The organism is Paenibacillus sp. URB8-2 (assembly GCF_013393385.1).
GTDB lineage: Bacteria > Bacillota > Bacilli > Paenibacillales > Paenibacillaceae > Paenibacillus_AQ.
Genome location: NZ_AP023239.1, coordinates 3989799 through 4004018, shown reverse-complemented (window position 1 = coordinate 4004018; position 14220 = coordinate 3989799). Strand labels below are relative to the sequence as shown.

Sequence of the window (14220 nt, the reverse complement as noted above, 5' to 3'; positions counted from 1 at the left end):
CGGAAGGACATAATGAACTCGAGGTGATAAAAATGAATAATACCGCAAAAACGGTAGTTAACTGCAGTGTGAGCAACTGTAATTATTGGGGAGAAAGCAATATTTGCCGGGCCGATTCGATCATTATCGAAATCGACAAGCACTCGGGCAGCCGCGCTAAGGAAGAGTTCGCCGAAGAGATGACCTTCGCGGATCATCGCGATGTCGCCAACAACTCTTCCGCAACCTGCTGTCTGACCTTCAAGCCGAAAGCGTAGGAGGCGCCCTATGGACAGTGGACAAAAGGGTTCGGGACCGAAAGGTTCCAGACGTAAAAAAATCACGCTGCGTCCGCGCAGAGTCGATTACCCTCGGAAAGCGCCTGAGCATCGAGAGGAATACGCCGCCGAGGTAAGTCCGCTTCCGGTCCGTTCCAACCCTTCAGCCGGTTCGGCTGTGAGGTCGGCGGACAGGGAAGGAGAAGCGTATAAGACGGTCGGTTATGTCGGACTTGTCTTAGGGATTGCTTCTCTGTTCATTTGGCCGGTTATTTTGGGGCCGTCTGCGGCAGTGCTGGGCTATAATGCCTACAATAAAGGCCGCAAGACAGCCGGTGCTTGGGCGATCGGTCTTGGCATTGTCGCGACGCTGAGCTATTTTGTTATGATTCCTTTCGCACGGTAAGATCAGAAGGCAAGCACGGTTCGCGAAAAAGGCTTTCAGACCTGGAAAAAGGGGCTGAAAGCCTTTTTTGAAGGCAGATTTAACAATTTAAATCCAAATGCCGATATAGAGGATATAGTATGAAATCATGGGAAGAGGGAATGCGGCAGCATGGAGATTAACCCCGCCGTTGCCAGCCAGTCTGGCCAATTGAAGTGGATTAACTTGAGAAGTTCAGCCGATCCGGGCGTTTCGGCAAAAAATAATGAAAGTTCAACATCGGGATCTTCCCGGTTTGAGGAAATTCTTGGAGGAACAGAAGCGGATAAAGTACCATCTCGGGTTTCTTCGTCCGGAGTCGGGCTGCTGTGGCAGAGAGTCGGTGCCGTATCGGCAGGCGCTATTTCCGGGGAAATGACGGATTCGGCGATTAACGGCGCTGCGCATACAGCGGCAGAGCCGACTGAATATGACGATTTAATCCAGGCGGCTTCTTCCAAATACGGAGTGCCTGTCGACCTGATTAAGGCGGTCATCGATACGGAGTCCTCATTCAATCCGAATGTCGTTTCCTCTGCGGGCGCCAAAGGGCTTATGCAGCTGATGGACGGCACCGCCGAAGGCTTGGGCGTTTCCGATCCGTTCAATCCGGCCCAAAGCATCGACGGAGGCGTCCGCTACTTATCGTATCAGCTTAAGAGGTTCAACGGACAGGAAAATATGGCGCTTGCCGCCTATAACGCCGGCCCGGGCCGCGTGCTCAAGCTTGGAGTCAGCACGGATGAAGAGATGCTCGGGCAGTTGGACAAGCTGCCGGAAGAGACTCAGGCCTATATTGCCAAAATTGAACGCGCCCGCGCCAAATACGCGGTATAGCGGTATAATAGAAAGGGTCAAACGGGACAATTCGCCCGCGCCGTGTTTCGGACGCCGGATTCTCTGTTTGATCCTTTCACTTTATTGCCAGCAAAGGAGTTTTGCCATATATGATTTACTGGGATTATGCCGCCGCAGCGCCGCCCTATGATGAGGTCGCGCGGACAGTGGAGCAGCTGATGAGGCTGCATTATGCGAATCCCTCCTCGCTGCACCGCGCCGGAGCCGCGGCCGCGGCTCTGATTGAGCGCGCCCGGGAAGTATGCGCCGCGGCGCTTGGCGTTCTTCCGGGGGAAATCAGGTTCACCTCCGGGGCGACCGAGAGCAACAATCTGGCCATCAAAGGCGCAGCCCTGCATTATGCGGGTAGGGGACGCCATATCGTAACGACAGAACTGGAGCATCCTTCCGTCTATGAAAGCTGTCTGCAGCTGCAAAAAATGGGCTGGGAGGTAACCTTCGTCCGGCCTGACGCGGCCGGAGTGGTGAATCCTACGGATGTTGGCGCCGCCGTGCGCCGCGATACGGTGCTTGTGAGTGTAATGCATGTCAATAATGAAATCGGATCAGTGCAGCCGCTGCCGGAGATCGGCCGCGCCGTCAAGGCGGCCAATCCCCGGACGCTGTTTCATGTGGACGGGGTTCAGGGCTTCGGCAAGCTTCCCGCTAGTCCCGGGGATTTCGGAGCGGATTTATACAGCCTGTCTCCGCATAAAATCCGCGGTCCCCGCGGAGTCGGCCTGCTGTATGTCAAAGAAGGGATTCAATTGTTTCCGCTGCTGAGCGGAGGCTCCCATGAGGGGGGACTCCGCGCCGGAACGGAAAATGTGCCGGCGATAGTCGCGGGGGCGAAGGCCATAAGGATGGCTGCCGAGCGGCGCGGAGACTTCGTCTCCCGCAACCTGCCGCTCCGGAACAGATTACTCGCATTTGTGCGCGAAATACCAGAATTTACTGTAAATAGCAGCGAGTCGGGGGCGCCGCATATCGTGCATTTTTCTTATCCCGGCATGAAGGGCGAAGTTATGGCGCGTCAGTTGGAGCAGCTCGGCATGCAGGTATCCACCCGCTCCGCCTGTTCGTCCCGGCTGGCCGAACCGAGCCGTGTGCTGCTGGCGATCGGGCGGGATGAAAGTACGGCGCTTGGCGGCATCCGCATCAGCTTCGGGGATGAGCATACCCCGGCCGATGTGGACGCTTTGGAACAGGCGCTGCTGGGCGCGGTTAAAGCTTTAAAGATTGTGGAAGGAGGCATGCGGTAACATGAAAACGATAGAACCCGCGCGTTTGGCGGGAAAAAGCACAGAATACGCCGACATGCTGCTGCTGCGTTTCGGAGAGTTTACGCTCAAAGGCAAGAACCGCAGCCGTTTCGAGAAAACGATGCTGCGGCATGTCAAGGAAATAGTCAAGCCTTATCCGATGGCCAGATTGATCAAGGAATATGGGCGAATCTACGTGGAATTGAACGGAGAACCGGCTGGAGAAATGGTGGAAGCGCTCGCCAAAGTGTTCGGCATTTCATCCATCAGTCCGGTAAGGGCCGTCAAGCCCGAGCTTGAAGAAATCGTAGAGGCCAGCCTTCGATTTATCGAAAGGGTCAACCCCGAACCGGGCACGACCTTTAAGGTGAACGCCCGGCGGGTGTGGAAGGACTTCCCGCATGGCTCCCAGGAAATGAACCGTCTGGTGTCTGCCCCGCTGCTGAAGACCTTCCCGGCACTGTCCGTCGACGTCAGAACACCGATGCTGGAGCTTCGGGTGGAAGTCCGGGAGCAGTATGCATATATTTTCTGCGAGAATATTCCCGCGGTTGGCGGCTTTCCCCTCGGTACCAACGGTAAGGCGATGCTCCTTCTTTCAGGAGGAATCGACAGCCCGGTGGCGGCCTGGTCTTCTATGCGTCGGGGGCTGGAGGTGGAGTGCGTCCATTTCTTCAGTTATCCCTATACAAGCCGGGAAGCAAGGCAAAAGGTCATCGATTTGGCCAGGGTGCTGTCGCGGTACGCCGGAAGAATCCGGCTGCACCTGGTTCCGTTTACTGAAGTGCAGACCTCTTTTGCCGGAATCGGCCAGGACAATCTGATGATTACGCTGATGCGAAGGGCAATGCTGAGGATAACGACGAAGCTGGCCGAACGCGAAGGTGCCCTGGCACTGGTCACCGGCGAAAGTCTGGGCCAGGTCGCGAGTCAGACACTGCCGAGCATGAACGTCATCGGCCGGGCGACCGATTTGCCGCTGCTGCGGCCGCTCGTCATGATGGACAAAGCCGATATTGTGGAGCTTGCGAAGCAAATCGGCACCTACGATTTATCGATTTTACCCTATGAGGACTGCTGTACGCTGTTCATGCCAAAGTCGCCGACAACGAATCCGAATCTGCGGATCGTCGAGAAGATCGAAGAAACGCTCCCTGGTTATGCCGAGCGGCTTGCCGAGGCGGTTGAGGCGGCTGTTACGGTAGATATTACTCCGTACGGAAATGAGAGCCCTGACGATGAAGCCGATTTAATCTCTTCCGCCAAGGAAGACTGGTTCTGAAAAAGACCCGCCCTGCTATTGCTTGGGCGGGTCTTTCGATCTATCCGCGCAGTCTGCGGCGATCGGTCGCTCCAAGCTTGCCGGCGGCTCGCGAAGCCTTCTGAATCCACCGGAGTACGGCCATTTTCGTGTGCGCCAACGGCATCCGGCATCCGGCATCTGCGGCTTAACCGGCTGCTTTCTCTTGTCCTTCATCCGAGCTGCCGGACCGGCGCTTGCGGTACCCTGCGGCAAGGATGACGGTAATGACAAGTCCGTAGAACAGGGCGCGAAGCAGGGGATGCGAAGCAAAAAAAGATTCCATCTCCCGCTCCTCGGCGATCATTCCGGCAGCTGTATATCCCAGGACCGCGGCCCCCGCATAGATGATCCAGGGAAAGTTGGAGAGCAGCCGGATGAACAGCGTGCTGCCCCAGACGACGATGGGCACGCTGATGAGAAGACCTAGGGCAACCAGAACCGTATTGTGCCGCGCCGCACCGGCAATGGCGATTACGTTATCCAGGCCCATGGCGGCATCCGCAACAATGATGGTCCTTACCGCCGACCCGATGCTGTCTCCCGCTTTTACTTCGGCGGGGCCGCCGCCATCGGTCAGCAGCTTGTAAGCGATCCAGAGCAGCAGCATTCCGCCCGCCAGCCGCAGCCAGGGGATTTCCAGCAGCCAGACGACGAGCAGCGTGGCGGCAATACGCAGCACCACGGCTCCCGCCGTCCCGAGGACAATGGCTTTTTTCTGTGTAGCGGGATGCAGATTCCGCGCGGCCAGGCCGATAACAATTGCATTGTCTCCGGCCAGCACAAGATCCAAGAAGATGATATTCAGCAATCCCAGCATAAATTCCCCGAGCATGTTCACACTATTCACTCCTATGCAAAGCCCAGATATCTCCTAATATTGTATACGCAGAATCTCATGGGGACATTCTTCCATACAGTGAAAATGGGACGGGAAGCATAGCTTGTCGCCTCCGAGCATACAAGTAGTTACATGCCGGTTCGGGAGGTATGTGCAATGGATTCGATATGGCTGCTTGGAGAAATATTAATGGTGAATCTCGTTCTCAGCGGAGACAATGCGATGGTTATCGCGATGGCGAGCAAAAACCTGCCGGAAGAACAGCGCAAAAAGGCGGTATGGTGGGGGTCGGCGGGAGCTGTCCTTTTGCGCTGCATATTGACGCTGGCGGCGGTGCTGCTGCTTAAGATTCCTTACATTCAAGCGGGCGGCGGAATCTTGCTGCTGTGGATTTCATTTAAGCTGCTGCTGGAGGAAGAAGACCAAATCCGCGTGAGCGAAGGCTCCACGGTGTGGAAAGCGATCCGGACTATTTTGGCCGCCGATTTCATTATGAGCTTGGACAACGTGCTTGCCATTGCCGGTCTGGCGAAAGGCGATCTGGCTCTTATAGTCATCGGGATTGCGCTCAGTATTCCGATTGTTGTATGGGGCAGCGGCATTATCGTCGGATGGCTGCACCGTTTTCCGGTGCTTATCTACATAGGGGCTTACATTCTCGCCTACACCGCCGGGGAGATGCTGCTGCATGACGCCAAGCTGGGTGCGGTGCTGTCCATCCTGCTTCCGACTATGCATACTCTGCTGCCCGTCGCGCTGGGCGTCGCCGTCGTTGCGGCTGGAGGGATTAAACGGCACACACCGAAGGCGGGGTAGAATAAGTAACTGTGCGCTCCAATTGTTGATATAATAATCAGGCATCGGAACAAACCTTCAAGAGAGACCCCATTTAGGGGGTCTTTTTTTGAATTATGAAAAAGTAAAAGCTTCGCGCAATGTGGCGCATGTTGGCGCTTTTTGCGTTTTTCGGATAAAATAAAGAAGAATCCCGAAGCGTCGGACATGCCGATGCGGTGGGAAAGAGATGCGATTGTTGAAGGGATGAGTGGTAGGATGTCCTCTAAAAACGACATGAAGCTGGGTCTGTTCATCGTGTGCGCCGGTCTCGTTATTTTGCTGGGAAAACTGGGAGTGTTCGGATTTTTGGGACGGGCGTTGTGGCCGCTTATAGTTCTCCTGCCGGGATTGTTCCTGCATGTTCTTGTCTTTGGCAGACGCTTGACGCCTGCCGCCCTTATGCCTGCCGGTATTCTCACTGTGTACGGTCTGCTGTTTGGACTCTGCAATACGTGGGGCTGGGGGTTGATGGCTTATCTCTGGCCGGTGCTGCCGCTTGGCGTGGCGGTCGGCTTGTACGAGTATTCGCTGTTCGTTTCTCCGAGGAGCGGCGGACTGACTGCCGGTGCTGTCATTCTTGGTGTGATCAGTCTTGTTTTAATGTTTTTCAGCCTGCTCGGTACAGGGATCATGTATATTCTCGGAGCGGTTCTCGTTCTGGGAGGAATATGGCTGATCGTGGGACGGAGCGGCGGCCGGAACAAATGGAACAAGGGCTGGTAAGTTTCTTTCTTCTTGGAAAATTGTTTTTTCATGAAAAGACTTGCTTTTCACTGTGCTTTCACGATACAATTGAAAATAATGTTGAAGCGTCGGGTTTAGCGTCCGGCGCTTCTTTTATGAAGCCTTCGATTCCCGCTGCAAATTTTTAAAGTTTTTATTTGATAAATGAAAGGATTTGGATACAAATCATGCATTCAAGAGAACAAATTCGCAACATAGCGATCATTGCCCACGTTGACCATGGCAAAACGACGCTCGTCGACCAGTTGCTGCAGCAGTCGGGTATTTTCCGCGAGCACGAGACGGTACAGGAGCGCGCCATGGATTCCAACGATCTGGAACGCGAACGCGGCATTACGATTCTGGCCAAGAACACAGCCATTACTTATAAAGATTTTCTCATCAACATTGTGGACACGCCCGGACACGCCGACTTCGGCGGAGAAGTTGAACGGATTATGAAGATGGTTGACGGCGTTCTGCTCGTCGTCGACGCCTACGAGGGCTGCATGCCGCAGACGAAATTCGTGCTGCGCAAGGCGCTTGAACAAAATCTGACGCCAATCGTCGTCGTCAACAAAATCGACCGTCCGGCCGCCCGGCCGAGCGAAGTAATCGACGAAGTGCTGGACCTGTTCATTGAGCTGGAAGCCAGCGACGATCAGCTTGAATTCCCTGTCGTATACGCCTCCGCGCTGAACGGAACGTCCAGCCTTGATCCGGAGAAGCAGGACGACAACATGCTTGCCCTGTATGAAACCATCATCGAGCATATCCCGTCTCCGACGGAGAGCGTGGAAGAGCCGCTGCAATTCCTTGTTACCCTGATGGACTATAACGAGTATTTGGGCCGTATCGCCATCGGCCGCGTCAACCGCGGAATTATCCGCCAAGGTCAGGCCATAACGGTTATCCAGCGCGACGGCAAGCACAAGTCGGCGCGCATCGAGAAGCTGTTCGGTTTCCAAGGTCTGAAGCGTGTGGAGACCGAAGAAGCCGGCGCGGGCGACATCGTGGCGATTGCCGGCATCAAGGACATCAACATCGGCGAGACGATTGCCGATCCTGCGAACCCTGAAGCGTTGCCTGTTCTGAAGATCGACGAGCCGACAATGCAGATGACCTTCCTGGTCAACAATTCTCCGTTCGCCGGCAAGGAAGGCAAATGGGTAACCTCCCGCAAACTGCGCGAGCGTCTGTTCAAGGAGCTGGAAACAGACGTTTCCCTGCGTGTGAACGAAACCGACAGTCCGGACGCCTTTATCGTCTCCGGCCGCGGCGAGCTGCATCTCGGCATTCTGATCGAGAACATGCGCCGTGAAGGATATGAAATGCAGGTTTCCAAGCCTGAAGTTATCGTCAAGGAAATCGACGGCGCCAAGATGGAACCGCTGGAGCGCCTTCTTATCGACGTGCCGGAAGACAGCATGGGCTCCGTTATGGAAAGCCTGGGCAGCCGTAAGGCCGAAATGGTCAATATGATCAACAACGGCAACGGCCAGGTCCGTCTTGAATTCCTGATTCCAGCGCGCGGCCTGATCGGCTACAACACGCATTTCCTGACACTGACGCGCGGCTACGGCGTTATGAACCATGCGTTCGACAGCTATGCCCCGCTGATCGGCGGCCAGGTTGGCGGACGCCACCAGGGCGTGCTTGTCTCGACCGAGACCGGAACTTCCACCTTCTACGGCATGATGGGTGTGGAAGATCGCGGTACGCTGTTCCTGGAGCCGGGCACCGACATTTACGAAGGCATGATCGTGGGCGAGCATACGCGCGACAACGATATCGTCGTGAATATCTGTAAGGAAAAAGCATTGACCAACGTCCGTTCTGCAACGAAGGACGAGACTGTCAAGCTGAAGACTCCGGTCCTCTTCTCCCTGGAGCAGGCGCTGGAATACCTGAACGATGACGAATATTGCGAGATTACGCCGAAATCGGTTCGCCTGCGCAAGAAAATTCTGAACAAGAGCGAACGCGAGCGCGCGGAGAAACACCGCAAAATGGCTGAGGCCAATATGTAATTAAGGGCAATCCGCCTATAACGGAATCAGCCGCCGGAATTTATTCCGGCGGCTGATTTGTCCTTGCGGACATATGTGATAAAAGCAGAGCGGCATTATTTGGCTATAGGCATCCGAATGTTTTTAAGGCGGCAGAGTACCCTTCGATGATATAATGGATGCAGTATCCATTACCCGGAAGGAGTGACTGTACCCTTGCAAATCTGGTTTGCGGAGCACCCCTTAATTGCCTATGTCGTTATTTTCATTCTGCTTACTTATGTGTATAACCGGGTATTTCGGGTGAATCAGAAGCTGCCTCTGCTGAAGGAAATATTGCTTTATGCGATGATGGCCATCGGTGCGGGTATTTTGCTCGTTTTTCAGCATGACAAGCTGCCGATTATTCAGTGCCTGCTGGTCGCGGTCGGCCTGATGCTGCTCGTACGGGTCCGTTATTTCGTCGAGGCAAGGCAGAAACGCAAGGCGGCGGCAGACACCGCAAAGCGGCGGTGAAACGCAACTTTTGAGCAAAAGGTACGTCTGATATTTTAGTAACATTTTACTTATTCCCAATGAAGAAAAGGACTTTATTTAATTATGAGTACAAGTAAAGGCAGTTTGCCTCCAAGGTCCAGAGGACAGGGGGGCGGAAACAGAAGGCCCGCTGGGCAAGCTTCCAAGAATGTGATCCGCAAGAAGAACAAGAAACCTGGCTTTATGGCCCGGCTCGGAAAATTGATTTTAATTCTCATGATGCTGTCGGCGCTCGTCGTGGTAGGTTACTTCCTGTATTTGTACTATAAGCTGGACAGCGGAGTGCTGGATACGGGCGTCGACAGACCGGTGGCCGCCGATAGCTCGGCTAAGGTCAAGCCGCTGACCATGCTGCTGCTCGGCACGGATTACCGGCCGAAGCATAAATCGTATCTGACGGATGTTATCATGGTGGTCGCGCTCAATCCGGAGACGGAATCGGCGACGATCGTTTCGCTTCCCCGCGATACGTATATGGAGCTGGCCGGTTACAAGAGGACGAAGATCAACGAATACTATTCGAGGTTCAAGAGTAAGGAAGATACTTCAGGCATCTCGGCCGAGGATGAAATGAAGACCATGATGGGCAAGTATCTTGACGTTAAAATCGACTATGTAACGGTCCTTAATTTCCAGGGCTTCCGCGGGGCGGTCGACGAGCTTGGCGGCGTCAAGGTTAACATCAGCGAAGATATGTGTTATACGGACAGCGCGGACGGCACCGACATCAATTTGAAAGAGGGTCCCGCCGAGCTGAACGGCGACAAGGCGCTCGACTATGTCCGTTATCGCAAATCCAACTGCGATCCGAAGACGAAAGCCTCCGACGATTTCGACCGCAACCGGCGGCAAAGCGAAGTGCTACATTCGCTCATGGATCAGATGCAGTCGCTTGGCGGAGTTGTCAAAATCGGCGGCGTGCTGGATGCGATCAACGACAATATGCAGACCGACCTTGAGAAGAACCAGATCAAGAATATGATCGCGGCGTATTGGCAAATGTCCAAAAATAACGTGGAATTCAAGCCGGTAACCGGCACCTGGCGCAGCCCTTATGTATATATTAACGAAGAGGAGCTTGACGCCGCGAAGCGGAGTCTGAAAGACCGGCTGGCCGGAGCCGCTCCGGCGGCAACCGCAGCCCCTTAGAAGCGCCGCATCTGACAATAGCCGTCGCTTTCCCAAATTGAATGCAAGTTTGGGCTTATGGTATAATATAATTAACTAAGCTCTACTATGCCGCACAAGGGGGCCTGTCATCATGTCCGAATCCGTTGCCCAGCTTACCGAATCTCTGCTGAAGATGCTGCAAAACGAAACATTCGTGCTTCTTAATACCGTCGATGCGGAAAGCGGCGGCCCTACCTCCACGGCTATTTCGTGGGTGTATGCGGTGAATGCTTCCACGCTCCGGCTGGCGATCGACCACCGTTCCCGGCTGGTCAGAAACATGAAGGAGAACCCTCTGGTCACGCTGACCGTTTTTGGGGAGGGGACGGTTCATGCCATTAACGGCCGTTCCGTTGTCAAGATCGATCCGCTTCCCGAGGTTCCGTTCGAGATGTGTTGCTTTGATGTGCAAATCTCGGCGGTGCGGAATGCGCTCTTTTATGGCGCGCAGCTGGAATTGGCTCCAAAATATGCCAAAACCTACGACCAGCGTGCGGCGGAGAAGCTCGATGGACAAGTGTTTGCCGCAATGCAAAAAGCCTAGTGAGGAGTTCACTGGGCTTTTTTTGACCTTGTCATCATTTAATTTGCGGGTGAAACTGACGATATAAAGGTTATTGCTGGCCCCGTGGCGTCGTATCATCAGGAAGCTGAGGAATAATCCGCCCGATGATATCGGCCATTTCAGCGGCAAACCCGGAGACGGGGCGGCCTTGGCGGAAGTGTCGGCTCAGCTCGGCGATACGCGCCGCCACATCGGCGTCCGCGGTCACGAGCGAGTTAACGCCCACGTGGTCTTTGCGCAAAGCCTCGGCAACCGAGTATTTGACCGTACCTACTCTGGAACGGCTGAGCGATCCATCCACGTCGATACCGACAACGGCGGTTTTGCCCATCACGACGCAGTGTGCTCCCTTTACGCCGGGAACTCTTTTGGCCAACCGTTCCAGATGGTCTTTCAGCTCGGCGTCGCTAAGCGTAACAACGCCCGTTCCGTTTGGTGCAGAAGCCTGAGGCGTTTCCGTTCCCTCGTCTGCCAGCGGTCTTACCCCGTGTTCCCTGTTATTTATGCCATTCATTGCCGATTGTTTATCCTGAGGAGAGGGTGATGACTGTTTTTTGACCATACCGCAGCTTGTCAGCAGCAGCGTAAGGACCAGCAACAGACACATTGATTTTCTCATGGATGCTTGCTCCTTTCGTCCAATATACGTTCTGGTTTTATCTTTACCAGGGGCGGAAAGAGTTATGTATCTTTAAGACAAACCAGGCGCTGTGGAGGGGATAACATGAAAAAGATCTTTGTACTGGATACCAATGTACTGCTTCACGACCCCAATTCGATTTTTTCGTTTAAGGAGAATGAAGTCATCATTCCCGCCGTGGTGCTGGAGGAGATCGATAATAAGAAGCGGAACGCCGATGAAATCGGACGCAATGCCCGCACGGTGTCCCGCCTGCTCGACGGGCTTCGCGAGCGGGGCCATCTGCACAGCGGCGTGGAGCTTGAGCATGGGGGCAAGCTGAAGGTTGAACTGAATCACCGCAGCTTTATCAAGGTGCAGGAAATGTTCGGCGAGGTATCCACTGACAATCGGATTTTGGCTGTGGCGCTTAATTATTTGCAGGAGGAGAACGAGAAGGCCGATCCCCGGCCGGTCGTACTTGTAAGTAAAGATGTTCTGGTCCGCATTAAGGCTGATGTGCTTGGTATTACACCGGAGGACTATTTGTCCGACCGGACAGGCGATTTGAATGAGCTGTATGCCGGTTACCAGACGCTGCCCGTTCACCCGGCGCTGATCGACGAGTATTACAGCAACCGCTCCCTTTCCGTCAAGCAGCTGCAGCTGTCCTATCCTCTGTACCCCCACGAATTCATCATTCTGAAGGACGAGATCGGCAGCGGCAAATCGGCGCTGCTCAAGGTGAGTGGCGACGCCAGCCGCCTGGAGCCGCTGTATCTAGGCAACGATCCCGTATGGGGGATCAGCGCCCGCAATGCGCAGCAGCGGATGGCTCTGGAACTGCTCCTTAACGAAGACATTCCGCTTGTCACCATCACCGGCAAAGCAGGTACAGGCAAGACGCTTCTTGCGCTGGCCGCCGGACTGTTCAAGGTGGAGGATGAGCATAAATACAAGAAACTGCTGATTGCCCGGCCTGTCGTTCCAATGGGCAAGGACATCGGCTATCTGCCCGGAGAAAAGGACGAGAAGCTCCGGCCGTGGATGCAGCCGATATACGATAATCTGGAATTCCTCTTCGACACGAAGAAAGCCGGAGACATCGACAAAATTCTGATGGGGCTCGGAAGCATTCAGGTAGAAGCGCTGACCTATATCCGCGGACGCTCCATTCCGGGGCAGTTCATCATCATTGATGAAGCGCAGAACCTGTCGCGCCACGAAGTGAAGACGATTGTCTCCAGAGCGGGCGAGGGAAGCAAGGTCATTCTGATGGGAGACCCCGAGCAGATTGATCATCCTTATCTCGATGCCGCCAGCAACGGACTTAGCTATATCGTTGAAAAGTTCAAACAGCAGGGCATCAGCGGCCACATTACGCTGGAAAAAGGCGAACGTTCCCGTCTGGCCCAATTGGCTGCGGATTTGCTGTAAGGACGTTCGTATCTCAGATAACAGGAAGGGCCGGGGGGCCAACTCCCGGCCCTTCCTGTTATATATAATAGAAAGAAAGCGCTGTCATTAACAGGCAGACAAATGAGCCGCAGGCTGGTACAATGGAAAGGACGGGCTTGGAACGGACAAGGAGGAGAACATGCTGAGACGCAAAAATTATTGGCTTCTGTTTGCAATTTTGCTGCTGTCGCTGACGAGCTTATCTCCCAGCATGGATCTGAACCGGCTGGACGGGCCGCCTCCCCTGAACGAATATCAGTCGCAGGCACAAGACTACTCTTCCCGGCAAAAAGGCGAGCCTGTCCATCTGCGCATATCGGTATCGCTCAGCGATAATGAGCTGCGGGAGCTGCAAAAAATAAGCGGCCATTACACACTGTTCAGCGGTGTGACCATCGAGCTGAACAATCTCGGGGAGGCAGCTGGAGAAGACGCTTTGATGAAGGAACTGACGATCGGAGACAGATCCGACATCGTTATGACTGACGCCCATCATATCAGGGGACTGGCGCAGCAAGGATATTTGCTGCCCGTAGAAGTATATGAAAGCTCGGCCGGGGGAACGCCGCTGGCCCCTTTGCTGCCGCTGCTGCAATGGAACGGGTACGCTTGGGGCGTGCCGCTGGATATCGATCCTTATGTCTTCGTTTATTCTCCCCAGCGGATGAAGGAGCTTGAAACGGAGGCGCTTCCGAGATCACTGGATCAATGGAACCGGCTGCTGGAGCAGATCCCCAAAGAGCCCAAGAAGTACGTGCTCGCATTGGACGCGAACAATGCTTACGGCTTGTCCGCCTTTATGGAAAGCACCGGGAGCGGTCTGTTTCCGACGAGCCGCAAGGCGCTCGACTGGATTATACAGAACCGCGGCTCCCTCTATCTGACGGATGGATTGGACGGAGGAATCTGGAATATGCTGCGGGAGGGGAACATCGCCGCAGCTATTGTTCGCCTGTCCGAGTGGGAGAAGAACAGAGGCGGAGCCCTGGCGGCGGAACTGCCTTGGATGGGAGACGGAGCGGGGGAGCGGACGCTGTACAGCCGCAGCTTCGCCCTCTCCGCGCAGTCCCGAAGTCCGGAGGCCGCGGCAGACTGGCTGACCTATGTAACCTCGGAGAAGGCGCAGCACGATTGGCTTGAGAGTACCGGGCGGCTGCCGGGGGCGGAGGAGCCGTACCGCTCGGGATTGCCCGGCGGCGGGAGTCTTCCGTTTGATACCGTCAGTCTTCTGGCGGATGGAGATACTCTGGAAGGGGAGCCGGAGGCGGAATGGAACGAAATCACATCGGCAGCAGGTTTGCTGCTGGCCGGCAAAGTGGACTCAGCAGGCTATATCGCAGCGATTTTGTCTTCAACCGGGGCGGAGGAAGACAAGCCGTGA

At 54.8% G+C, this 14220-nt stretch carries 15 protein-coding genes; 13 read left to right on the top strand and 2 right to left on the bottom strand.

All coding sequences use genetic code 11. The features are described from left to right. The first annotated feature begins 32 nt into the window (after window positions 1-32). From PUR_RS18580 to thiI, 5 genes are all read left to right on the top strand, one after another. On the top strand, window positions 33-257 hold the full coding sequence (locus tag PUR_RS18580; RefSeq protein WP_179036528.1) for a DUF1540 domain-containing protein: 225 nt from the start codon (window positions 33-35) through the stop codon (window positions 255-257). Window positions 258-267: 10 nt separating this feature from the next. Further along, complete coding sequence (locus tag PUR_RS18575) at window positions 268-663, top strand: DUF5353 domain-containing protein (protein ID WP_232101561.1); 396 nt, start codon at window positions 268-270, stop codon at window positions 661-663. A gap of 150 nt (window positions 664-813) precedes the next feature. Continuing rightward, a complete protein-coding gene (locus PUR_RS18570; protein ID WP_179036527.1) occupies window positions 814-1518 on the top strand; it encodes a lytic transglycosylase domain-containing protein in 705 nt (234 codons plus the stop codon). A 110-nt stretch (window positions 1519-1628) separates the two neighbouring features. Continuing rightward, window positions 1629-2780, top strand: coding sequence for a cysteine desulfurase family protein (locus PUR_RS18565; RefSeq protein ID WP_179036526.1), 1152 nt, complete (start codon window positions 1629-1631; stop codon window positions 2778-2780). Window position 2781: 1 nt separating this feature from the next. Further along, window positions 2782-4062, top strand: coding sequence for a tRNA uracil 4-sulfurtransferase ThiI (gene thiI / locus PUR_RS18560; RefSeq protein WP_179036525.1), 1281 nt, complete (start codon window positions 2782-2784; stop codon window positions 4060-4062). Between the two features lie 166 nt (window positions 4063-4228). Here the strand turns inward: thiI and PUR_RS18555 are convergent, their stop codons facing one another. Then, entirely contained in the window at window positions 4229-4915 is a 687-nt protein-coding gene (locus PUR_RS18555; RefSeq protein WP_179037985.1) for a TerC family protein, read from the bottom strand. Between the two features lie 162 nt (window positions 4916-5077). Here PUR_RS18555 and PUR_RS18550 point away from each other — a divergent pair, with 162 nt between their 5' ends. The 6 genes from PUR_RS18550 (at window position 5078) to PUR_RS18520 (ending at window position 10741) form a co-directional block, all read left to right on the top strand. After that, the gene (locus tag PUR_RS18550; protein ID WP_124695697.1) at window positions 5078-5737 is read left to right on the top strand and encodes a TerC family protein; all 660 of its coding nucleotides are present in this window, start codon (window positions 5078-5080) and stop codon (window positions 5735-5737) included. 237 nt (window positions 5738-5974) lie between these two features. Then, a complete protein-coding gene (locus PUR_RS18545) occupies window positions 5975-6481 on the top strand; it encodes a hypothetical protein (protein WP_179036524.1) in 507 nt (168 codons plus the stop codon). A 188-nt stretch (window positions 6482-6669) separates the two neighbouring features. After that, window positions 6670-8511 carry a translational GTPase TypA gene (gene typA / locus PUR_RS18535; RefSeq protein ID WP_179036522.1) on the top strand — a complete coding sequence of 614 codons (1842 nt, stop codon included), beginning with the start codon at window positions 6670-6672 and terminating at the stop codon, window positions 8509-8511. Window positions 8512-8706: 195 nt separating this feature from the next. Continuing rightward, window positions 8707-9006, top strand: a complete 300-nt coding sequence (locus PUR_RS18530) for a YlaH-like family protein (protein ID WP_124695694.1) — start codon at window positions 8707-8709, stop codon at window positions 9004-9006. Between the two features lie 84 nt (window positions 9007-9090). Beyond that, complete coding sequence (locus tag PUR_RS18525; protein ID WP_179036521.1) at window positions 9091-10176, top strand: LCP family protein; 1086 nt, start codon at window positions 9091-9093, stop codon at window positions 10174-10176. Between the two features lie 112 nt (window positions 10177-10288). Then, window positions 10289-10741 (top strand): pyridoxamine 5'-phosphate oxidase family protein, encoded by a 453-nt coding sequence (locus PUR_RS18520; protein ID WP_179036520.1) that lies wholly within the window; start codon window positions 10289-10291, stop codon window positions 10739-10741. A 70-nt stretch (window positions 10742-10811) separates the two neighbouring features. Here PUR_RS18520 and PUR_RS18515 read toward each other — a convergent pair whose 3' ends face one another. Beyond that, window positions 10812-11381 carry a YhcN/YlaJ family sporulation lipoprotein gene (locus PUR_RS18515; protein ID WP_179036519.1) on the bottom strand — a complete coding sequence of 190 codons (570 nt, stop codon included), beginning with the start codon at window positions 11379-11381 and terminating at the stop codon, window positions 10812-10814. A 105-nt stretch (window positions 11382-11486) separates the two neighbouring features. Here PUR_RS18515 and PUR_RS18510 point away from each other — a divergent pair, with 105 nt between their 5' ends. Together PUR_RS18510 and PUR_RS18505 are read left to right on the top strand one after the other, a co-directional pair. Then, window positions 11487-12818 carry a PhoH family protein gene (locus PUR_RS18510; protein ID WP_179036518.1) on the top strand — a complete coding sequence of 444 codons (1332 nt, stop codon included), beginning with the start codon at window positions 11487-11489 and terminating at the stop codon, window positions 12816-12818. A gap of 160 nt (window positions 12819-12978) precedes the next feature. Then, window positions 12979-14220, top strand: coding sequence for an extracellular solute-binding protein (locus PUR_RS18505; RefSeq protein WP_179036517.1), 1242 nt, complete (start codon window positions 12979-12981; stop codon window positions 14218-14220).

What these genes read in the sequence shown, in the direction of transcription:
- PUR_RS18545 (WP_179036524.1), top strand. Translation starts at nt 5,975, where the DNA reads ATGTCCTCTAAAAACGACATGAAGCTGGGTCTGTTCATCGTGTGCGCC.
- PUR_RS18565 (WP_179036526.1), top strand. Translation starts at nt 1,629, where the DNA reads ATGATTTACTGGGATTATGCCGCCGCAGCGCCGCCCTATGATGAGGTC.
- PUR_RS18505 (WP_179036517.1), top strand. Translation starts at nt 12,979, where the DNA reads ATGCTGAGACGCAAAAATTATTGGCTTCTGTTTGCAATTTTGCTGCTG.
- PUR_RS18520 (WP_179036520.1), top strand. Translation starts at nt 10,289, where the DNA reads ATGTCCGAATCCGTTGCCCAGCTTACCGAATCTCTGCTGAAGATGCTG.
- PUR_RS18555 (WP_179037985.1), bottom strand. Translation starts at nt 4,915, where the DNA reads ATGCTCGGGGAATTTATGCTGGGATTGCTGAATATCATCTTCTTGGAT.
- PUR_RS18515 (WP_179036519.1), bottom strand. Translation starts at nt 11,381, where the DNA reads ATGAGAAAATCAATGTGTCTGTTGCTGGTCCTTACGCTGCTGCTGACA.
- PUR_RS18550 (WP_124695697.1), top strand. Translation starts at nt 5,078, where the DNA reads ATGGATTCGATATGGCTGCTTGGAGAAATATTAATGGTGAATCTCGTT.
- PUR_RS18525 (WP_179036521.1), top strand. Translation starts at nt 9,091, where the DNA reads ATGAGTACAAGTAAAGGCAGTTTGCCTCCAAGGTCCAGAGGACAGGGG.
- PUR_RS18570 (WP_179036527.1), top strand. Translation starts at nt 814, where the DNA reads ATGGAGATTAACCCCGCCGTTGCCAGCCAGTCTGGCCAATTGAAGTGG.
- PUR_RS18510 (WP_179036518.1), top strand. Translation starts at nt 11,487, where the DNA reads ATGAAAAAGATCTTTGTACTGGATACCAATGTACTGCTTCACGACCCC.
- typA (WP_179036522.1), top strand. Translation starts at nt 6,670, where the DNA reads ATGCATTCAAGAGAACAAATTCGCAACATAGCGATCATTGCCCACGTT.
- PUR_RS18575 (WP_232101561.1), top strand. Translation starts at nt 268, where the DNA reads ATGGACAGTGGACAAAAGGGTTCGGGACCGAAAGGTTCCAGACGTAAA.
- thiI (WP_179036525.1), top strand. Translation starts at nt 2,782, where the DNA reads ATGAAAACGATAGAACCCGCGCGTTTGGCGGGAAAAAGCACAGAATAC.
- PUR_RS18580 (WP_179036528.1), top strand. Translation starts at nt 33, where the DNA reads ATGAATAATACCGCAAAAACGGTAGTTAACTGCAGTGTGAGCAACTGT.